The 20,872-nt window shown below is 28.3% G+C and carries 23 protein-coding genes; all 23 read left to right on the forward strand.

The window, feature by feature from the left end; translation table 11 throughout:
• Positions 1-22 precede the first annotated feature (22 nt).
• Complete coding sequence (locus IC173_RS00640) at positions 23-2,023, forward strand: sigma 54-interacting transcriptional regulator (protein WP_227855019.1); 2,001 nt, start codon at positions 23-25, stop codon at positions 2,021-2,023.
• 359 nt (positions 2,024-2,382) lie between these two features.
• Positions 2,383-2,628: a TIGR03905 family TSCPD domain-containing protein gene (locus IC173_RS00645; RefSeq protein ID WP_227434110.1), complete on the forward strand. Its 246-nt coding sequence runs from the start codon at positions 2,383-2,385 to the stop codon at positions 2,626-2,628.
• A 35-nt stretch (positions 2,629-2,663) separates the two neighbouring features.
• Positions 2,664-3,389, forward strand: a complete 726-nt coding sequence (locus IC173_RS00650; RefSeq protein ID WP_227855020.1) for a gamma-glutamyl-gamma-aminobutyrate hydrolase family protein — start codon at positions 2,664-2,666, stop codon at positions 3,387-3,389.
• Positions 3,390-3,410: 21 nt separating this feature from the next.
• Entirely contained in the window at positions 3,411-4,724 is a 1,314-nt protein-coding gene (locus IC173_RS00655) for an APC family permease (RefSeq protein WP_227855021.1), read from the forward strand.
• A 207-nt stretch (positions 4,725-4,931) separates the two neighbouring features.
• Positions 4,932-5,471 (forward strand): GNAT family N-acetyltransferase, encoded by a 540-nt coding sequence (locus IC173_RS00660; RefSeq protein WP_227434113.1) that lies wholly within the window; start codon positions 4,932-4,934, stop codon positions 5,469-5,471.
• Positions 5,472-5,560: 89 nt separating this feature from the next.
• Positions 5,561-7,546: a fructose-1,6-bisphosphatase gene (locus IC173_RS00665; protein ID WP_227482198.1), complete on the forward strand. Its 1,986-nt coding sequence runs from the start codon at positions 5,561-5,563 to the stop codon at positions 7,544-7,546.
• Between the two features lie 199 nt (positions 7,547-7,745).
• A complete protein-coding gene (spoIIIAA, locus tag IC173_RS00670) occupies positions 7,746-8,714 on the forward strand; it encodes a stage III sporulation protein AA (RefSeq protein ID WP_227434115.1) in 969 nt (322 codons plus the stop codon).
• Entirely contained in the window at positions 8,704-9,225 is a 522-nt protein-coding gene (locus IC173_RS00675) for a stage III sporulation protein AB (protein WP_227482200.1), read from the forward strand. Before spoIIIAA ends, IC173_RS00675 begins: the two co-directional genes overlap by 11 nt.
• Before the next feature lie 16 nt (positions 9,226-9,241).
• Positions 9,242-9,439, forward strand: a complete 198-nt coding sequence (spoIIIAC, locus tag IC173_RS00680; protein WP_009888937.1) for a stage III sporulation protein AC — start codon at positions 9,242-9,244, stop codon at positions 9,437-9,439.
• 24 nt (positions 9,440-9,463) lie between these two features.
• Positions 9,464-9,841, forward strand: coding sequence for a stage III sporulation protein AD (gene spoIIIAD, locus IC173_RS00685; RefSeq protein WP_227434329.1), 378 nt, complete (start codon positions 9,464-9,466; stop codon positions 9,839-9,841).
• 100 nt (positions 9,842-9,941) lie between these two features.
• On the forward strand, positions 9,942-11,147 hold the full coding sequence (gene spoIIIAE / locus IC173_RS00690; protein ID WP_227434117.1) for a stage III sporulation protein AE: 1,206 nt from the start codon (positions 9,942-9,944) through the stop codon (positions 11,145-11,147).
• Positions 11,148-11,206: 59 nt separating this feature from the next.
• Complete coding sequence (locus tag IC173_RS00695; RefSeq protein ID WP_227434118.1) at positions 11,207-11,818, forward strand: stage III sporulation protein AF; 612 nt, start codon at positions 11,207-11,209, stop codon at positions 11,816-11,818.
• Between the two features lie 11 nt (positions 11,819-11,829).
• On the forward strand, positions 11,830-12,384 hold the full coding sequence (locus tag IC173_RS00700; RefSeq protein ID WP_227434119.1) for a stage III sporulation protein AG: 555 nt from the start codon (positions 11,830-11,832) through the stop codon (positions 12,382-12,384).
• 26 nt (positions 12,385-12,410) lie between these two features.
• Positions 12,411-13,100, forward strand: a complete 690-nt coding sequence (locus IC173_RS00705; RefSeq protein WP_227434120.1) for a SpoIIIAH-like family protein — start codon at positions 12,411-12,413, stop codon at positions 13,098-13,100.
• A 109-nt stretch (positions 13,101-13,209) separates the two neighbouring features.
• A complete protein-coding gene (locus IC173_RS00710; protein ID WP_227836211.1) occupies positions 13,210-13,572 on the forward strand; it encodes an Asp23/Gls24 family envelope stress response protein in 363 nt (120 codons plus the stop codon).
• An 84-nt stretch (positions 13,573-13,656) separates the two neighbouring features.
• Positions 13,657-14,163, forward strand: coding sequence for a transcription antitermination factor NusB (gene nusB, locus IC173_RS00715; RefSeq protein ID WP_227831238.1), 507 nt, complete (start codon positions 13,657-13,659; stop codon positions 14,161-14,163).
• On the forward strand, positions 14,147-15,259 hold the full coding sequence (locus tag IC173_RS00720; protein WP_227831237.1) for an O-sialoglycoprotein endopeptidase: 1,113 nt from the start codon (positions 14,147-14,149) through the stop codon (positions 15,257-15,259). Before nusB ends, IC173_RS00720 begins: the two co-directional genes overlap by 17 nt.
• Positions 15,256-16,461, forward strand: coding sequence for an exodeoxyribonuclease VII large subunit (gene xseA / locus IC173_RS00725; protein WP_227855022.1), 1,206 nt, complete (start codon positions 15,256-15,258; stop codon positions 16,459-16,461). The genes IC173_RS00720 and xseA overlap by 4 nt, the downstream gene beginning before the upstream one ends.
• Before the next feature lies 1 nt (position 16,462).
• Complete coding sequence (gene xseB, locus IC173_RS00730; protein ID WP_227434125.1) at positions 16,463-16,678, forward strand: exodeoxyribonuclease VII small subunit; 216 nt, start codon at positions 16,463-16,465, stop codon at positions 16,676-16,678.
• Between the two features lie 2 nt (positions 16,679-16,680).
• Positions 16,681-17,568, forward strand: a complete 888-nt coding sequence (locus IC173_RS00735; RefSeq protein ID WP_227434126.1) for a polyprenyl synthetase family protein — start codon at positions 16,681-16,683, stop codon at positions 17,566-17,568.
• A gap of 29 nt (positions 17,569-17,597) precedes the next feature.
• Complete coding sequence (locus tag IC173_RS00740; protein WP_227434127.1) at positions 17,598-18,035, forward strand: divergent PAP2 family protein; 438 nt, start codon at positions 17,598-17,600, stop codon at positions 18,033-18,035.
• A gap of 34 nt (positions 18,036-18,069) precedes the next feature.
• On the forward strand, positions 18,070-19,929 hold the full coding sequence (gene dxs, locus IC173_RS00745; protein ID WP_227855023.1) for a 1-deoxy-D-xylulose-5-phosphate synthase: 1,860 nt from the start codon (positions 18,070-18,072) through the stop codon (positions 19,927-19,929).
• Positions 19,930-20,048: 119 nt separating this feature from the next.
• Complete coding sequence (locus IC173_RS00750) at positions 20,049-20,861, forward strand: TlyA family RNA methyltransferase (protein WP_227434129.1); 813 nt, start codon at positions 20,049-20,051, stop codon at positions 20,859-20,861.
• Positions 20,862-20,872: the final 11 nt, after the last annotated feature.

The following is a 20,872-nucleotide window of genomic DNA, read 5'->3' on the forward strand; positions in this document are numbered from 1 at the left end:
TATATAGATATGAGGTATAAATATGAAGCAGTCAATAGCTATAGTAACAGATAAGATAACTAAACTATCATCTTTCTTGGAAGAAAATATACGATTAGTTTTAGAAAATTATCTTGATATAAATCATTATTATTTAGAAAATTTAAAAGATGATGATAAAATACAAGGTGATTTTGTTTTAGTAATGAATGATGACAGATTAAATAGCATGAGAAAGCATTTAGTACAAGATAGTAAAATTATAGTTGTGAGAAGAACTCTTAAAGAAAAAGAAATATATGGATTGTTTTCAATACCATATGGAACAGAAGTATTAGTTGTGAATGACACAAAAGAAACTACATTAGAAACAATAAGTCTGTTTTATAAGATAGGAGTAAAAAATTTAAAGCTTACTCCATATATTGAAGGACGAACCTATGAAAATATAGATATAGCCATAACACCTGGAGTAACCCAAAAAGTACCAAATTATATAAATAAGGTAATTGATTTAGGAAATAGATACATTGATATATCTACTTTTATAGAGATAATAAATGGGCTTAAAATTGATGTGAAGGAAATAAGAAAAAATCTGATGGTATATTCTGAACGTCTAATAAGCTTAGATAATGGTGTCAAAGACAATTATAGACAATTATTTCTAAAAATAGAAGAACAAGATGTTATATTAAATTTGTCAAAGGATGGAATAATATTTACTTCAATAGATGGTGTTGTAAATACATTTAATAAAGAAGTATTAAAAATTTTAGGAATAGACAGAAATATACGAGGAAAAAACATAAAAGATATTATCTCTAAAGATTTGGATATTTTACTTGAAGACAAAGAAATTGCTGATGAAGTTGTATTTACAAATAAGAAATATATAAATGTAAATAAAAAAAATATATTTTCTATGGGTAATAAAGCTGGTATATACTACAATTTACAAGAAATAACCTATATAAAAAAATTAGAACAAAATCTTACCAATAAATTAAGAGAGCAAGGTCAAATAGCAAAGTACACATTCAAAGATATAAAAACTAAGAATAAGAGGATGACAAAGTGTATAGAGTTAGCTAAAAAAATATCTAAATCAGACCTTTCTGTTTTAATAATAGGAGAGAGTGGAACTGGTAAAGAATTATTATCCCAATCAATTCACAATAACTCTAATAGAAGTAATCAGCCTTTTATAGCAGTTAATTGCGCTGCAGTTCCAGATAGCTTATTAGAAAGTCAGTTATTTGGCTATGAAAAAGGCTCTTTTACAGGAGCATTAAGAGAAGGGAAAAAAGGTCTATTTGAACTTGCAAACAATGGAACTATATTTTTAGATGAGATTGGAGATATGCCTCCATTATTACAGACAAAATTACTTAGAGTACTTCAAGAAAAACAAGTTATGCCTATAGGTTCCCACAATGTTATAAATATAGATGTTAGAATTATAGCTGCGACAAATAAAAATTTACCTAAAATGATTAGAGAAGGTAAATTTAGAGAAGATTTGTATTATAGATTGAATGTACTACCAATAGACATACCATCATTGAGGGAGAGAAAAGAAGATATAATAACTCTCATGAATTTCTTTTTGGAAAAGGATATAAAAATTTCTCCTGAAGTTGAGGTTATTTTAGAAAAATACAATTGGCCAGGAAATATAAGAGAGTTGCAAAATGTTGCTTCTTATGTAAGTTTAATGTGTGAAAGTATGGTTTTTAAAGATGACCTTCCACCTTATATAAAGACAGAATATATTAGTAGCTTTGATGATGGGGTTAGTTATACCAAAAAAGAATTTGAGTATATACTTAGAATACTATATGAAAGAAAAGATTTAACTTCTGGAGTTGGAAGAGGTTTTATAATAGAAAAACTTACAGAGGAGGGTATTGAAATATCTGAAAGTAAAGTAAGAAAAGTATTGTCTTATTTGAGTGAGTGTGGATACATATCATCTAAATCTGGAAGATGTGGAAGTCAAATAACACAAGAAGGTATAAAGTTTTACAATAATATGAATTAGGTATATTAAAGTAAAAGATTCTAAATAGAAATATCTTAGAACTTGGAAAGATATATATAAAAGTTAAACCATCTTATGCTCAAATTAACATTTAATACTATATATTAAAAGCATATAAAAATAAATTAAATATAAATAGGTTTAGACAATAGGTTTAGATAGGTAATAGGTTATAAGTAAATAACCCATTACCTATTTTTATTTGCAAAAAAATTTGTATTTATATCTAAAAATAAAAAAATATTTGATGGAAGCATTGTGAATACTTGATAAATAATAAATAAACGTAAAGTATAAATTTTGGCATATATATTGCTAACTATATAGATAAGACAACAAAATAATTGGGAGGTTTAATTATGAAATACAAAACAACAGGGACTTGTGCTACAGAAATTGAATTTGAGGTAAAAGATGACAAAGTTACAAATGTAAATTTTGTTGGTGGATGTGATGGAAATTTAAAAGGATTAAAAGTATTGGTTGAAGGTATGAATATAGAAAATGTAATTCAAAAACTAAAAGGAATAGAGTGTAAAACAAAACCAACATCTTGTCCAGACCAACTTTCTCTAGCATTAGAGAATTATATAAATAAAAAATAAGTACATAAAACAATCAACTAGTTAGGAGTTTAATTATGAAACCAATAATAGGTATTTTAGGAAATCTGATAATAATGGAAAATGGAATGTTTCCTGGGCTTGAAAGATCCTATGTAAATAATGACTATATAAACGCAGTATTAAAGGGAGGAGGTAGCCCAGTTATTATTCCAGTAAATACAGATAGAGAAGTTATAAAGAGACAGATTGAGATGGTTGATGGAGTTTTAATATCTGGAGGATGGGATGTTAATCCTCAATTATATGGTGAAGAAACAAGAGAAGAAACAACGTTTATATATCCCGAAGTAGATGAATTTGATTTAATTGCTATAAGTATAGCTTTAGAACTTAAAAAGCCAATACTAGGTATATGCAGAGGGCTACAAATATTAAATGTAAGCCTAGGTGGAACTTTATATCAAGATAATAGTCTTGTTAAAGGAAGTTACATAAAACATACACAATCTTCTAAAAGACATGTAGCTACTCATAAGGTAGATGTTCAAGACGGGAGTATTTTAGAAGGTATTTTAGGAAAACAATTACTTACAAATAGTTATCATCATCAAAGTATTAAACAACTTGGTGAAGGATTAAAAGCCATAGCATACTCAAAAGATGGTATAATAGAAGCTATTGAAAAAGAGGATGAAAATTTTGTAGTAGGAATACAGTGGCATCCAGAAATGATGGTAGATTATTGTGATAAAATGGAAAAGTTATTTAAATATTTCGTAAATATTTGTTCAACTTTATAATATACCTTGGGGGGATTAAACATGAACGAAAAAAATAAAATGGGATTAATAAGTATTATACTTTTAGGTATTAATGCGGTTGTAGGAGCAGGAGTTTTCCTATTACCAGGAAACGCAATGAAGGCATTTGGTGTTGCGAGTATATTTGTATATATGTTTGATATGCTATTAGTTTTATCTATGGCGTTTTGTTTTGCTGAAGTGGCAGGTAAATTTAATAAAAATGGTGCTGCATATGTGTACACCAAAGAAGCATTTGGAGATTTTTTTGGATTTGAAGTAGGTCTTATGAAATGGGTAATAGGATGTATTTCTTGGGGAGCGTTAATAGTAGGTTTTCCTACATCTTTATCAGCAGTATGGGCTCCTGCAGGTGACCCACATATACAAAAAATTATAATAGTAGCTATGATAGTTGGACTTACAATTATAAATTTATTAGGAGTATCTTTATCAAAAATTGTACAAAATGTTATAACAGTAGGTAAGCTAATTCCATTAGTATTATTTATAGTAATAGGTGTATTTTTTATAAAAGGAGCTAATTTTACTAATTCAACAATGGTACCACCAGGAGCAGGAGTTACAGAATTTGGAGCAGCAGCACTTTTAATGTTTTATTCATTTACAGGGTTTGAATCTATAGCAGTAGCAGCAGAAGATATGGAGAATCCTCAAAAAAATATACCTATAGCAATTATAAGTGTAATAGTAATTGCATCAATAATATATATATTAAATCAAGTTGTGTGTGTTGGTATTTTAGGAGATAAATTATCCAGTACAGCTACTCCTGTTGCAGATGCGGCGAGAATATGTTTTGGAAATATGGGTGCAGGATTAGTTACTTTTGGGACATTAGTTTCTGTTGGTGGAATTTGTATGTGTGGTGCTTTTGTAAATCCAAGAAGCTGTGTAGCTTTAGCTGATGACAAAATGTTACCAAGAATGTTTGCAAGGAAAGATAAAAATGGTACACCATATGTAGCGATAATAGCAACTATGATAATTACTATACCAATAGCTTTGTCTGGAAGTTTTGCTGAATTAGCAGCAATAAGTGCAGTTGCTAGATTTATACAATATATACCTACTTCTCTATCAGTGTTAGTATTTAGAAAGAAAAGACCAGAATTAGTAGGGACTTTTAGAACTCCATTTGGAGCAGTAATTCCTTTAATTGCAGTGTGTGTTGGTACATGGTTATTATTCCAGGCGTCTATGCACCAATTAGTTATGGGATTAGGAGCATTAGCAGTTGGAGTACCACTATACTTTATAATGAAGTCTTATAACAGAAAAGTTTATGGAGAAGATTTAAAGAAAGTTATTTAAATTATATTGTAAATACTATTTAACTAGCAGAGGAATATTATCAAAAAATTGAATATAAATAAATATATATAAGGTTATATTAAAATATTATTAAATTTTTATTTTAGTATAACCTTATATTGTTATTAATACATGAAAAATATTGTAATAGATGTAAAATAATAGTATTATGTTTATTAGATAAAAAACTTGTTAGGAGGTAAATTTATGTCAGAAATAACTTTAAAGAATGGTATAGAAGTATCTATTAGAGAAGGCGTAAAAGAAGATGCCCAAGCTATTATAGATTTTTATAATGAAGTAGGTGGGGAAACTCATTTTCTTTCATTTGGGAAAGATGAATATAAAATATCTTTAGAAGACCAAGAAAATTCTATAGAGTCAGCAAAAGCATCTGATAACTCAATAAAATTAATTGCATTTATAGATAGAGAGATAGCTGGTATTGCTACAATTGATTCCAATCAAAAAGCAAAAGGAAAGCATGTTGGAGTTTTAGGAATTGTTGTTAAAGAAAAATACTGGGGAGCTGGATTAGGTAAAAGACTTATGTTAGACCTTATAGAATGGTGTAAATCAAATGGAATAACTAAGAAAATAACTCTTGTTACTAATGAAGAAAATCATAATGCTATAGAATTATACAAAAGAGTCGGATTTGAAGTAGAAAGTATATTAAAGAAAGAATGTTATTACAATGGTGTTTATACTGATTTGATAGGGATGTCACTTTTATTAGGAATATAATTAGTGTACATTTTATCTCGAAAAAATCATATTAAGTATGGTATAATTAAAAAAAGAATATACCTTAATATAATTTTGGAGGACGAATTATGAAAAATCTGTGTAAAATATCAGATGAATATTTAAATAGTAAACTTAAATATTTAAAGTTATTATCAAAACAATATCCAAGCATATCGAAAGCAAGTACAGAAATAATAAATTTAGAGGCTATATTAAATCTTCCAAAGGGAACTGAACATTTTATAACAGATGTACATGGCGAATATGAGCCATTTGTACATGTTTTAAAAAATGGTTCTGGTGTAATAAAGAGAAAAATAGAAGAATTATTTTCAAATACAATAAGAGATAGTGAAAAAAAGATGCTAGCAACTCTTGTATACTATCCTGAACAAAAACTAGACTTAATAATTAAACAAGAGGAAAATATAGATGATTTTTATAGAATAAATATCTATAGGCTTATAGAACTTTGTAAGTATGCTTCCAGCAAATACACTAGGTCAAAAGTTAGAAAACTTTTACCAGAAAATTTTAAATACATAATAGAAGAACTTTTACATGAGCATATTAAAAGTGAACATAAAGAAGAATACTATAAAAGTATAGTTGAGACAATAGTTGATATAGGTATAGCTAAAGAGTTTATAATTGCAATTTCCACGGTTATACAAAAGTTAGTTGTTGACAGACTACATGTAATAGGTGATATTTATGATAGAGGTCCAAGACCAGATATAATTGTAGATAAGCTTATTGAACATCATTGTGTAGATATTCAATGGGGAAATCATGACATACTATGGATGGGTGCAGCATCAGGTGAAAAAACTTGTATAGCAAATGCACTTAGAATTTCGGCTAGATATGCAAACCTAGATATCGTAGAAGATATATATGGGATAAATCTATTACCTTTAGCTACTTTTGCAATAGAAATGTATAAAGATGACCCATGTAAAGAATTTATTCCTAAGATTAATGACCAAAGTGTGACAACAACAGAAAAGTCTTTAATGGCAAAAATGCATAAGGCAATAAGTATAATTCAATTTAAACTTGAAGGTGAAGTGATAAAGAGAAGACCTGAGTTTGAAATGGAGCATAGGCTTTTGCTTAACATGATAAATTATGAAGAGGGAACTATTACTTTAAAAGGAAAAACATATAAACTAAAAGATACTTATTTGCCTACAATAGACAAAAAAGACCCATATAAATTGAGTATTGAAGAAAAAAATGTTATTGAAAAATTAGTGTCTTCATTTAGAGGTAGCGAAAAATTACAAAAGCATGTTTCATTTTTATTTTCTAAAGGAAGTATATATTTAAAGGCAAACTCAAATTTATTAATTCATGGATGTGTCCCATTAAATGAAGATGGAAGCTTTATGTCTATGAATATAATGGGAAAAGAGTATAAAGGTAAAATCCTTATGGATAAGATGGAATCTCTAGCAAGAGAAGGTTTTTTCTTTAAAGATAAAGCAGAAGAAAAATTATATGGTATGGATATTATGTGGTATTTGTGGACTGGAAAATGTTCATCATTATTTGGAAAAGACGATATGACTACATTTGAAAGATATTTTATAGCAGAAAAAGAGACTCATAAAGAAAATAAGAATCCATATTTTAAGCTTAGAGAAAGTGATGTTGCTTGTGAAAGAATATTTGAAGAATTTGATTTAGAACTTGATGAATCACATATAATAAATGGGCATGTTCCTGTAGAAAGTAAAAATGGAGAGAGCCCAATAAAAGCCAATGGAAAAATTCTTGTTATAGATGGTGGTTTTTCTAGAGCCTATCAAAAAACTACTGGTATAGCTGGATACACTTTGATATATAATTCTAGAACTTTACAACTAGTATCACATGAACCATTTAATTCTGCTGAAGAGGCTATTGCAAATGAAAGCGATATCTTATCGACAACTGTTGTAGTAGAGCATAAGGCAAAGAGAAAAATGGTGAGAGATACTGATGAGGGTGTAAAAATACAAGAAGAAATAGAAGACTTAAAATTGCTTTTAATGGCCTATAAAAAAGGGCTAATAAAAGAAATGTAGATAATAAAAAACTAAGATAACTCTATGCTTGAGAGTGGTCTTAGTTTTTATTTTTATAATAATTTACTTATTAAGTGAATCCTAAACAATAGGGTTCATTTTTTTATAGATAAATATTATTAAAAAAATTATATAGGTTTTGGTAATATTCCTTGTCCTTTATAAATAGAATTATATAAACAAAGGAGGAGGACAAGAAATGAATAAACTTTCAGATGAAATAATAAACTCTCTTTCTACAAACATAAGAGAGAAGGTAGAAAAAATCTCAGACAATAATCTAAACATAGAAGAAATTAGATTACGTTCACAAAAACCATTGATACTAAATGCAAACTCTAAAGATTATTTTTATAATCAAAAAACTATGGAACTTGATTTAAATCAGCACAATTCATATATAGTGACAAGGGAAGATATAGAGCAAACTTTTCAAATAATATGTAAATACTCAATACATTCATTTATGGATGATATAAAAAAAGGGTTTATAACTTTGAGAGGAGGCCATAGAGTAGGGTTAGTTGGAAAAGTAATAGTAGAAGATGGACAAGTCAAAAATATAAAACACATATCATCTTTAAATATAAGAGTATCAAGAGAAGTCATAGGATGTTCAAATAAGATTTTAAGTCATATCATAAAAGGTAAAAATCAAATTAATAATACTTTGATAATATCGCCACCTCAATGTGGAAAGACAACTTTAATTAGAGATATAGTAAGAAATTTAAGTAATGGTAATGAAGAATATGGATTTAAAGGATTGAAGGTAGCACTAGTAGATGAACGTAATGAGATAGCAGGAGCTTACTTAGGTGCTCCACAGATGGATGTTGGAATAAGGACTGATATAATAGAAACTTGCCCAAAAGAGTTGGGTATTACGATGCTTTTAAGGTCAATGTCGCCAAATGTTATTGTGACAGATGAAATTGGAAGTGAGAAAGAAATAAAGGCATTATATACAGCATTAAATGGAGGTATTGGATTAATAACTACTGTACATGGAGATTCAATGGAAGATATACAAAATAGAAAAGAGTTAAACAGACTCTTAGACAAAGAATTGTTTAAAAAAGTTATAATTCTTTCTGCTAAGAAAGGTGCAGGGACAATTGAAAAAATTTATGATTTAGAAGAAAAGAGATGGTACTTTGCAAATTAAGATAATTATTATAGCACTCCTAATAGGAAGTAGTTATTTGATAGGTGAACATATATACAAAACCTATACACGAAGACACAAACAACTAAATGATTTAATAAGAGTTTTAGAAATATTAAGGATGGATTTATCTTTTGGGCTTTATACATTAGAAGAAATTTTTAGAAGGATAGGATGCAATAAAGACTTTTGTTTTTGGAGTTTTTTCTATCAAATTTCAGAAGAACTTCACAATGAACAAAGCAAAACTTTAGAAAAAATAATATCAGAGAATACTGAAATTTTAGTTAAAGAAACTTATCTTGGAAGTAAAGAAATTGAGGAATTAAAAAATCTAATTCTTACATTGGGAAAAAGTGATATAGAGTCCCAACAAAGAATGATAGATTTATCTATAGAAAATCTGAAAAAACAAACCTATGAAACAAAAGAAGACATAAGTAAAAAAGGGTTGCTATATAAAAAATTAGTAACCTTTATAGGCATAGGTATATGTATTATATTGATTTAATATGGGGAGGTTTATTATGGAGATATCATTGATATTAAAGGTTGCAGGTGTAGGTATTCTAATATCAGTATTAAATATGATATTGGAAAAAACAGACAGAAAAGATTGGGCAGGGCTTACTACTTTGGCAGGTGTAATAATCGTGTTGGGGATGGTAATAACAGAAATAAGTGATTTATTCAATACTGTAAGAACAATGTTTCAACTTTACTAAAGAGGAGGGAGTAATTTGGAAATAATGCAATTAATAGGAATTGCAATCATTTCAACTACACTCTGTTTAGTAATAAAAAAAGATAGACCAGAAATAGCAAATTTCATAGCAATAATAACTGGAGTAACAATATTATTATCAGTTATGTTTAAGCTAAATTTTATAATAGATAGTATACAAGATTTAGCTAATAAAGCTAATATTCCAACTATGTATATATCTTTAATAATAAAATTAATAGGAATAGCATATTTAATGGAATTTGCAATACAACTTTGTAAAGATTGTGGGGAAGGAAACATTGCTTCAAAACTAGAGTTTGGAGGAAAAATAATAGTTATGTCAATGTCTTTCCCTATACTTTTATCCATTGTAGAAATGGTGGTGAATATAATTCCATAGTTATTTATATTAAGGTAGATAGCTATAGATATATTAGTTGTTATTTAAAGGATATTTTGTTGTATTGAGGTTTATAGAGTGAAGAGAGGCATGGTTGCTTATGAAAAAAAGATTTTTACCAATGATTATGGGATTTGTATTGACTTTCTTTTTTGTAAATATCTTTGCCATTATAATATTTGCTAATGAGGTTCCAAGTAGCGAAGATAAAGAATATGGTGAAGCTAAGAGTAGCATAGATAAATATATTGATGGTCAGTTAGACAAGTTAGATATAAATGAAATTCAAGATTATATAAATAAAGAAATAGTTATTAATGATGTTAATTTAAAATCGTTTGTAAAAGACCTAATTAGTGGAGAAAAAAATATTTTAGATTTATTTAATAAAGATGGACTGAAGATATTGATGTTTGATGAGTTTAAAGCAAGTTTAAAGGTAGTAGCAGTAATTTTAGTATTAGCTTTATTGTCATCTATTTTAAAAAGTTTAGAGAATTCTTTTTCATCAGGTGCAGTTAGTCAAATAGCAACGTATATAATATTTATTACAATGGTATCGCTCACTTTAATTGGATTTAAAGATGTACTACAAATTTGTTATGATGCAATAGACCATACTGTAGGTCTTATGCAAGTTATAATGCCAATACTAATAACATTTTTACTTTTAATTGGATTTCCAATAACATCTACTACTTTGAATCCTATTTTTATAGGAGGAGTGACATTTATAAATGTATTTTTCAAGAAATTTTTATTTGTATCAGTAACTGTTGCATTTGGAATTCTAATAATAAACAATTTATCAAAAAACATAAGGCTAAAAAGATTTTTTTCTTTTGTCAAACAAATAAATTATGTTTCTATCGGGGCTATGTTTACCGTATATTTAGGACTTGTATCTATACAAGGCTTATATGTAACTAGTTTTGATAAATTCAGTGTAAAAACTGCGAAGTTTGCTATAGGTAACTTTATACCAGTTGTTGGTGGATTTGTATCAGATTCTGTGGATATTTTACTATCTTCATCTCAACTTATAAAAAATATATTTGGCGGAATAGGGCTTATCTTACTCATTGGGATTTGTTTGCTTCCAGTGATAAAAATTTTATCCGTCATAGTGGTATATAAATTGGCAGCAATAATTGTAGAGCCTGTTGGAGAAGATGGAATATCAAATTTTTTAAATGAAGTTGCAAATCTAATGATAATAATGTTAGCATCAGTAATTGCTATAACAATAATGTTCTTTGTGACTGTAGCTATTTTGACCTCGATAAGTGTTGTAAGTCAAGGATAATGTATAGATTAATAAAGAGTAATTACTTTTAATCTAAATATTTTAGAGAGGAGGATGCTATGTTAGAGGGCATAAAGGCATGGATAGTTAGTATTTTAATAGGAGCATTTATAGTAAATATAGTTGATATGATTTTACCTAGTTCCAAGATAAAGCCGTATGTGAACTTGGTGTTAAATTTTATATTCGTATTTATTGTAATAACTCCAGTGGTAGGATTTTTTTCAAAAGACATGAGCTTAGAAGATAGAATTTTAAAATCTATGGGAAATTACAATAAGGAATATGTAGATAGTACAAATGCTTTAGCAGAAGAGACTGGAAATACTAGCTTATCTAAGGGATATGAAGATGGTTTGAAAGAAGTGCTTAAGCTAAAGCTTGATGAATATGGTTATGATTTAGAAGATATAGAGCTTAATGGTGCAAATATAAATAATATAAAAATAAAAGAAAAAAATAATATGTCAAAGAGCAATAGTGATGAAGAAAATGAAAATAATAGTACTAAAGGAGATGAAGATAGCATAAACTCTAATGACAAAGAAAATTCTAAACAAGTTTTTAAAAAAGGTACAGAGTATGGACTGAATCTAAATGAAGACAAACTAAAAAATGACCTAATAAAAGTGCTTGATGTTTCTATAGAAACTATACAAATTGATAAATAGGAGTTGGAAGAATGTTTAAAAACTTAAACGACAAAGATAAGAGAAAGGTATATTCACTAATAACTATAGCTGGAATATGTGTGGTATCATTAGTACTATTATCTTGTTTTCCAAGTAGCAAAACTGATGAAAAAGTTGGAAAAACAGATGCTGACAAAAAGACTGAAAAACAAGTTGCTAAGGAACATGAAAAAGACGATTTAGAATCAAAATTAACAACAATACTATCTAAAATTGATGGAGCAGGAGATGTTGATGTAATGATTACATTTGAGTCAAGTGAAGAAATACAACCTGCTTTTAACTCAAACCAAACAACAGAAACAACAGAGGAGAAAGATGCACAAGGTGGAGAAAGAACAGTTACAACTTCAAGTGAAAATAAAACAATGATAACTTCAAATTCAAGTGACCCTGTAGTTATAAAAACTACAGAGCCAAAGATAAAAGGAGTGATAGTAGTAGCAAGTGGAGCTAGTAATCCAAATGTCAAAGAAACACTTTATAGTGCAGTTCAAACATCATTACAAGTAGCAGGTCATCAAGTAGAAATATATTCTAAATAAATACATATAACCGGGGGGATAAATGAATGAAGTTTAATTATAAGGGAAGAGGATTTGTAATAATAACTTTAACTGCAATGTTAGTAATAGTAGGAACAGTAAATTATCAACTTAGTAAGAAATCTTTACTAGAAACATCAAAAGAATTTAAAGCATATGAAGAAGCTCAATTACAGAAGAATACTACTGATGATAGTGATAGTAGCAATAAAGAAGACTCAGATGCTACAGATAAACAAAATAGCAAAGAGAGTGCTGACATTGATATAGTTGATAGTAAGGCTAGTAAGGTTAAGGAAAAAGTAACTGAAACAAGTAAAGAAATAAAAGCTCAATTATCATCTGAAAAGAATATGAAAAAAGCATCTTATATTTTAGATATGAAAATGAATAGAGAAAAACAAAGAAATGAATTAGTTCAGGATTTAAATGAAATGATAAATAATCCATCTACAACAGAGGAATCTAGAAAAGAAGCTTCTAATATGAAATTAAATATAGTTAAAACTCAAGAAAAAGAGCTTCAAATAGAAAATCTTTTGAGTACAAAGGGATATGAAGAAGCATTAGTTTATATAAGTGATAGCAAAGTCAATGTTGTTGTAAATGAAGCTAAATTAGATAAAAAAGATGCAGCAAAAATATTTGATTTGGTTGCAGAACAGGCTAATGTAAAGTATGAAAATATTAAACTTACAAATAATAATACTAAGTAAAATATAAACCTCAGAATTAACTGAGGTTATTTTCTTGCAAAGTAGAGTTGTATTTGGTATTATTATACTTATAAAAATAGTTCCTTAAAATCAGGAGGTAAGTTTTAATATGGAAGATAATAAATTTGGACAAGTAAAAATATCTAATGATGTAATAGCTACAATAGCTGGTTTAGCAGCATTAGAAGTTGAGGGCATAGAAACTACAGCAACATTAACAGATAAGTTGTTAAAAAATAATGGAGTAAAGATACAAATAGAAGAAGAGGATGTTAATTTAGACGTAATGGTTATGATAAAATATGGCATGTCAATACCAGATACAGCTTTTAAAGTTCAAGAAAATGTAAAAAATACTGTTGAGACAATGACAGGACTGAAGGTTTCTCAAGTAAATATACACATTCAAGGAATCAGCTTTAAGAAAGATAAAGCTGATAAAGAAGAAGTAAAAGCAACTAAGAAAAATTAATATTAGCCCTCTGAAAAGTCAGAGGGTTTTTTGTTGGCATTTGATTTTATATAGATAATTAAACTTAAAGGAGAATTTTAATTGATGAAAAAAGATAGGGCACAAAAAAGTACAACAAGGGAATATATAATGAAACTTATATACCAAATAAATATTAATAAAGAGGAGTTTGAAGGTTTAGACGATAAAGTGGATTCTTTCTTAAAAGATAATTCAGAACATATTATAAATAGATATGAAGAACTTACACTTAAGTACTCAAATAATGCAAAATTAAAATTAGAAGATACTAAACTTGAAGATATAGTAGATAGAGAATATATAAATACAGTATGTAAAGCACTAAGAGAGAATCATGATGAGATAGATGAATTAATAAATAAGCATGCTAAAAATTGGACAGTAGATAGAATGCCAAAGGTAGATGTGTCTATACTTAGATTATCCGTGTGTGAAATAGTTTATTTAGACACTCCTAATAAAGTATCAATAAATGAAGCTGTGGAACTTGCAAAGATATATTGTGATGATAAATCTCCTAAATTTATAAATGGAATATTAGGAAGTGTTGTTGATGAAATTGGACAATAATATAATAATTGGAATTGATACTAGCTGCTATACTACTTCTATAGCAGCTATCTCTTTAGATAAAAAAGTTATTTTTAATGAAAAAATAATGTTAGAAGTAAAGGAAAATTCAAAAGGATTGAGACAAAGTGAAGCTGTGTTTCAACACATAAATAATTTAGGATTACTTAGTGATAGGATAAAATCATTTGGGGACAAATTTGTCATAGAGGGAGTTTGTTCATCTATTAAGCCTAGACCAGTTGAAAATTCATACATGCCTGTATTTAATGTTGGGTACAATTTTGGAAAGTTATTATCAAGTATACATGGATGTAAATTTTATGAAACGACTCATCAGGAAAATCATATTGAGGCTAGTTTATTAAATAGTAAATTAAAAAATAATAACAAATTTATTTCTGTTCATATGTCAGGTGGCACTACAGAGATACTTTTAATAACTAAGCATGATAATAATTATGATGCAAATAACAAAGATTTAGATGTAATAACTAAAATAAGCAATAAAAAAAACTTAGATGCAATAGCTAAAATAAATACTAAAAAAGATGATAAAAGTAAGTTATACAATAATTTTGGATATAATATAGATATAATTGGAGGAAGTAAAGATATTAGCTTTGGGCAACTTATAGATAGAATAGGTGTCAAGCTAGGATATAAATTTCCTTCAGGAAAATATCTAGATGAAAATGCTTTAAATTGTAATCTTAAAATAGAAAGTGGTCTAAAAACTTCTGTAAGAGAGGGATATATGAATTTATCTGGATTAGAAAATCAGGTGAATAAAATTATAGATGACAATAGAGATAATATTAGTAAAAATAAAAAAGAATATATATCTAAATTAGTACTGGATTCAGTAGTTAGAAACATGTTTAAATCTTTAATATATTTATGTGAAGCTTACAATGTAGAAGAAGTAGTTTTTGCAGGTGGAGTTTCTGCAAGTAAGTATATCCTCAAAGAATTAAGTTTAAAACTAAGTAAAAATTGTATAAAAGCTCATTTTACAGAGCCACAATATTCAACTGATAATGCTGTTGGGTGTGCTATAATAGGATTGAATAACTTTTTAGGAGAAAAAATATGAAACTAAGAGCTTTAGATATAAGTGAAGCAAATTCATATATTAAAAGAATTTTAATAAATGACCCAATACTTTCTAATCTTAAAGTTAAGGGAGAAATTTCTAATTTTAAAATACATAGCAGTGGAAATGTTTATTTATCGTTAAAGGATGAAACTTCAAAGCTAAACTGTGTAATTTTTAAAAGTAATTTTAATCGTAATCTAAAATTAGACAATGGAGTAAAGGTTGTAGCTAGTGGATATATATCAGTTTATGAAAGAGATGGTGCATATCAATTATATATTAATGAAATTGAAATAGAGGGAATTGGGAATTTACACATAGAATTTAACAAATTAAAAGAAAAACTTAATAAAGAAGGTTTGTTTGATTCCAAATACAAAATATCTATCCCTAGAATGCCAAATTCAATTGGAGTTATAACATCTCCAACAGGAGCTGTTATAAGAGATATAATAAATGTAATAAAAAGAAGATATCCAAAGGTCAATATAAAGCTTTATCCAGTAACTGTTCAAGGAGATAGGTCAGCAGAAGAAATATGTGAAGCAATTAGATTTTTTAATCATATGAAGAATGTGGATACAATTATAGTTGGTAGAGGTGGGGGTTCAATAGAAGAACTTTGGTCTTTTAATGATGAAATGGTAGCAAGAGAAGTTTTTAACTCTCAAATTCCAATAATATCAGCAGTTGGTCATGAAACTGATTTTACTATTTGTGATTTTGTGTCTGATATGAGAGCACCAACACCATCAGCAGCAGCTGAGATTGCAACTCCATCATTAGATGACATAAAATATAAACTTGGGAATATAAAAAGCAGACTTAACAAGTCTCTTATAAACCAAGTTGAATTAGACCAATACAAGTTAGAATCAGTGTTTAATAAAATAAATAACTATTTAGATTCTTACACAATAAAAGATAAAGTTATACAATTGGATAAAATATATGATAAAATAATTTTTGGAATAGAAAATAATTTAAAATTAGAAGATGAAAAATTAATAAAGGTTGGAGCATTACTTCATAACCTAAGTCCATTAGCCACTATGGACAGAGGTTATAGTATAGTTCAAAAAAACGGAAAAGTAATAAATAGTATAAAAAGATTGAAAACTGAAGATAACATAGATATAGTATTAAAAGATGGAAATTTAGAATGTATAATAGATAAAATTGAAAATAAAGAGGTATAATATGAACTTAACCTATGAAGAAGCTTACAAAAGATTGGAGAGCATTTTAAATGAGTTAGAATCTAAAAATGCTAGCTTAGATGAATCTTTAAGCTTATATGAAGAAGGAATTAGTCTTTATAAACATTGTAATAAGCTTTTGGATGATGCAAAATTAAAAATAAGTAAATTTAATCAATTAGGAATAGAAGAGGATTTTAGAATAGAGGAGGAATAAAAGTGGAATTTAAACAACACTTAAAAGAAAAAGCAAGTTTTATAGAAGATATACTTAAAGAATATATGCCAAAAGAAGAAGGTTATCAAAAAACTGTTATTGAGGCTATGAACTACAGCTTGAGCGCTGGAGGTAAGAGATTAAGACCAATACTTACATTAGAAGCCTGTAAGGTAGTTGGAGGAAATGAAGAAGAAGCTATACCTTTTGCTATTGCAATTGAAATGATACATACATACTCACTTATACATGATGACTTACCAGCTCTTGACAATGATGATTTAAGAAGAGGAAGACCAACAAACCATAAGGTATATGGAGAAGCAATGGGAATTTTAGCAGGAGATGCTTTACTGAACTATGCTTTTGAAGTTATGCTTGCAGGTTCAATAAATAAAGAAAATCCAGAAAAATATCTAAAAGCTATAAATGAAATTGCTAAAGGTGCTGGAATATATGGAATGATAGGTGGGCAAGTGGTAGATGTAGAAAGTGAAAATAAACAAATTGAAAAAGAAAAATTAGATTATATACATATGAATAAAACTGCTGCAATGATGGTTGGATGTATGAGAGCAGGAGCAACTATAGGTGGAGCAAACTCAGAACAAATGGAAGAAATAACTAAATATGCAAAAAATATCGGATTATCATTCCAGATAGTAGATGATATACTAGATATAGTGGGAGATGAAATAAAATTAGGGAAAAAAGTTGGCAGTGATATAGAGAATCATAAATCAACATATCCATCTCTTTTAGGATTAGATAAATCTAAAGAAATTGCACATAATTTAATAGATGAGGCAAAGAAGAGTATAGAAAAATTATCTGACAATGTAGATTTTTTAAAGGGATTGGCTGAATATATAATAGATAGAGAATATTAAAATATACAGCTAAAATCGAGGAGGGAAAAATGAACTTTTTTTCGGAGATTTTTAACAATGGGGCTTTGGGAATAAGTCTTATTGCTTGTTTCTTAGCACAATTTATAAAGATATTTACTGGGAAGGGAAAGAGAATTGAGTTTTCAAGAATACTCATTTCAGGAGGTATGCCTAGTTCTCATAGTTCTTTTGTTACAAGTTTAGCTACAGTGGTAGGCATTGAAAAAGGGTTTAATTCTACTGATTTTGCTATAATTACTGTGCTTGCACTGATTATAATGTATGATGCAGCAGGTGTTAGACGTGCTGTTGGGAAACAAGCTACTATATTGAATCAGATGGTAGCAGACCTTCAACATGGAAAGCATATAGAGCAGAAGAAATTAAAAGAATTAATAGGTCACACACCACTAGAGGTTTGGTTTGGAGCTTTACTTGGTATAGTAACAGCTTTAATATTGATGTAAATTTAAAATTTACAAAATAAAAGGTGAGGATAATATGTATAAATATTTAGATAAAGTAAATTCTCCAAAAGATATAAAAAATATGAGCATAGAAGAAATGGATTTACTTGCAAAGGATATAAGAAAGTTTTTAGTAAAATCTGTTTCCAAGACAGGAGGACACTTAGCTTCTAACTTAGGTGTAGTTGAGTTAACATTAGCACTTCATAAAGTGTTTGACAGCCCTAAAGATAAATTTGTATGGGATGTAGGACATCAGTCTTATGTTCACAAAATGGTTACTGGAAGAAAAGATTGTTTTGTATCTTTAAGACAATTCAACGGACTAAGTGGTTTTCCAAAGGAGAGTGAAAGTCCTCATGATATTTTCGACACAGGACATAGCAGTACATCTATTTCTGTGGCAACAGGTATTGCCTGTGCTAGAGATATAAAAAAAGAAAGCTATAGTGTTATATCTGTAATTGGAGATGGTTCTATAACTGGAGGTATGGCACTTGAAGCTTTAAATCAATTGGGATATATAAATACTAATATGATAGTAATTCTTAATGATAATGAGATGTCTATAGATAAAAATGTTGGCGGAATGTCTAAATATCTATCAAGTATTATAAGAAATTCAACAGTTGTTAAAATGACAGATGAAGTTGATAAGATTTTAAATGTTACATCAACAGGTGAAATTTTATCTAAGACTGCACATAGATTTAAGGACAAATTAATATATAGTTTTTCTCCTCAAGATTGTTCATTTTTTGATTCATTAGGTATAAAATATTATGGTCCTATAGATGGTCATAATACTAAAGAATTAATAGAAACACTTAGAAAAGCTAAACATAAAAAAGGACCTGTGCTTTTACATGTTATTACAAAAAAAGGAAAAGGATATAAATTTGCAGAGGAACAACCTGATAAATATCATGGAGTATCAAAGTTTGATATAAAGACAGGTGTAACATCTTCTAAAGTTAAGTCTATGTCGGTTAGTGTTGGTGAAAAATTGGTTGAGATGGCTAGCAAAAACGAAGAAATAGTAGCTATAACAGCTGCAATGCCATCTGGAACAGGATTAAACTTATTTGAAAGTGCTTACCCAAAAAGATATTATGATGTTGGTATAGCTGAACAACATGCAACAGGGTTTGCGGCAGGTCTTGCAAAAAATGGTATGAAGCCTTATTTTGCTGTATATTCATCATTTTTACAAAGAGCATATGACCAAGTTATTCATGATGTATGTATAACAAAAAAACCAGTTACTTTTCTTATAGATAGAGCTGGTCTAGTTGGAAATGATGGTGAAACTCATCATGGTATGTTTGATTTAAGTTACTTAAATTCTATTCCAAATATTGTAGTGATGGCTCCAAAAGATACAAGAGAAATGGAACTTATGATGGATTTATCATTAAAATTGGATTCTCCATTGGCAATTAGATATCCAAGAGGAAATAGTTATTACCTAAATAAAGGAGAATACAAAGAAATTAAGTTAGGAAAATATGAGATATTAGATGATGGACAAGATACAGTCATACTTTCTATTGGGAATATGGTGAAACATGCTCTAGAAGCTAAAGAAATATTGTTAGAAGAAGGTATAAATCCAACAATAGTTAATGCTAGATTTTTAAAGCCTATGGATGAAGATATGTTGCATACTTTATTTAAGAATCATAAAAATGTAATTACAGTAGAAGATAATGTTATTACTGGCGGATTTGGAAGTAGAATAAGTAAATTTATTATAGATAATGGATATAAAGTAAATATACTTAATATAGCAATACCAGAAGAGTTTATAAAACATGGCAATGCAGATGAACTATATAATTTTGTAGGATTATCGCCAAAGTGCATTGCTGATAAAATAAGAGAGTTAATATAAATAATATGGATTAAATTTAATATAAAATTTAAAATTTGTCACTTAGAATAAATATCAAGTGTGTTACTTCAAGCTACTTTAGTCAATATTAAAGTAGCTTTTAACAGAAAGGTAATTTTATGAAGAAAAGAATAGATTTATTGTTAGTAGAGCAAGGGCATTTTGAAAGTAGAGAAAGAGCTAAAAAAGCAATAATGGCTGGATTAGTTTTTGTTGATAATCAAAGATGTGATAAGGCAGGTACAGAAGTAAAAGAGGATTGTGCTATAGAAGTAAAAGGAAACCCAATACCATATGTTAGTAGGGGTGGGTTAAAGCTTGAAAAAGCAATGAAGAACTTCGACTTAACTATTGATGGGAAAGTATGTATGGATATAGGAGCATCTACGGGTGGTTTTACAGACTGTATGCTAAAAAATGGAGCTATAAAAGTATTTTCCATAGATGTTGGTTATGGTCAGCTTGCGTGGAAATTGAGACAAGATGATAGAGTTGTGTGTATGGAAAGAACAAACATAAGGAATGTAACAATAGAAGATACAAAGCAATTTGCAGATTTTGCATCAATTGATGTATCTTTTATATCATTGAAACTAGTACTTCCAAAAGCAAAAGAATTAGTTATTAATAATGGAGAAATTGTAGCCTTGATAAAACCTCAATTTGAAGCAGGAAGAGAAAAGGTAGGTAAAAAAGGTGTAGTTAGAGAAAAATCTACACATATAGAAGTTATAAAAATGATTTCTGATTTTTCAGTACAAAATGGATTTGAAATTTTAGGATTAGATTTTTCTCCAATTAAGGGTCCAGAAGGAAATATAGAATATCTAATTCATTTAAAGAATGGAAATGAAGGATATGAATTTGATAGTGATATGTATGACAAAAAAATAGTGGAAGTCGTTGAGGCTTCTCATAATTTAGATAAATAGAATAAAAGGGG

The sequence above is a fragment of the Clostridioides sp. ES-S-0048-02 genome, from assembly GCF_020658495.1.
GTDB lineage: Bacteria > Bacillota > Clostridia > Peptostreptococcales > Peptostreptococcaceae > Clostridioides.

Coding starts and splice junctions, on each gene's coding strand:
- IC173_RS00640 (WP_227855019.1), top strand. CDS start 23: ATGAAGCAGTCAATAGCTATAGTAACAGATAAGATAACTAAACTATCA.
- IC173_RS00645 (WP_227434110.1), top strand. CDS start 2,383: ATGAAATACAAAACAACAGGGACTTGTGCTACAGAAATTGAATTTGAG.
- IC173_RS00650 (WP_227855020.1), top strand. CDS start 2,664: ATGAAACCAATAATAGGTATTTTAGGAAATCTGATAATAATGGAAAAT.
- IC173_RS00655 (WP_227855021.1), top strand. CDS start 3,411: ATGAACGAAAAAAATAAAATGGGATTAATAAGTATTATACTTTTAGGT.
- IC173_RS00660 (WP_227434113.1), top strand. CDS start 4,932: ATGTCAGAAATAACTTTAAAGAATGGTATAGAAGTATCTATTAGAGAA.
- IC173_RS00665 (WP_227482198.1), top strand. CDS start 5,561: ATGAAAAATCTGTGTAAAATATCAGATGAATATTTAAATAGTAAACTT.
- spoIIIAA (WP_227434115.1), top strand. CDS start 7,746: ATGAATAAACTTTCAGATGAAATAATAAACTCTCTTTCTACAAACATA.
- spoIIIAC (WP_009888937.1), top strand. CDS start 9,242: ATGGAGATATCATTGATATTAAAGGTTGCAGGTGTAGGTATTCTAATA.
- spoIIIAD (WP_227434329.1), top strand. CDS start 9,464: ATGCAATTAATAGGAATTGCAATCATTTCAACTACACTCTGTTTAGTA.
- spoIIIAE (WP_227434117.1), top strand. CDS start 9,942: ATGAAAAAAAGATTTTTACCAATGATTATGGGATTTGTATTGACTTTC.
- IC173_RS00695 (WP_227434118.1), top strand. CDS start 11,207: ATGTTAGAGGGCATAAAGGCATGGATAGTTAGTATTTTAATAGGAGCA.
- IC173_RS00700 (WP_227434119.1), top strand. CDS start 11,830: ATGTTTAAAAACTTAAACGACAAAGATAAGAGAAAGGTATATTCACTA.
- IC173_RS00705 (WP_227434120.1), top strand. CDS start 12,411: ATGAAGTTTAATTATAAGGGAAGAGGATTTGTAATAATAACTTTAACT.
- IC173_RS00710 (WP_227836211.1), top strand. CDS start 13,210: ATGGAAGATAATAAATTTGGACAAGTAAAAATATCTAATGATGTAATA.
- nusB (WP_227831238.1), top strand. CDS start 13,657: ATGAAAAAAGATAGGGCACAAAAAAGTACAACAAGGGAATATATAATG.
- IC173_RS00720 (WP_227831237.1), top strand. CDS start 14,147: ATGAAATTGGACAATAATATAATAATTGGAATTGATACTAGCTGCTAT.
- xseA (WP_227855022.1), top strand. CDS start 15,256: ATGAAACTAAGAGCTTTAGATATAAGTGAAGCAAATTCATATATTAAA.
- xseB (WP_227434125.1), top strand. CDS start 16,463: ATGAACTTAACCTATGAAGAAGCTTACAAAAGATTGGAGAGCATTTTA.
- IC173_RS00740 (WP_227434127.1), top strand. CDS start 17,598: ATGAACTTTTTTTCGGAGATTTTTAACAATGGGGCTTTGGGAATAAGT.
- dxs (WP_227855023.1), top strand. CDS start 18,070: ATGTATAAATATTTAGATAAAGTAAATTCTCCAAAAGATATAAAAAAT.
- IC173_RS00750 (WP_227434129.1), top strand. CDS start 20,049: ATGAAGAAAAGAATAGATTTATTGTTAGTAGAGCAAGGGCATTTTGAA.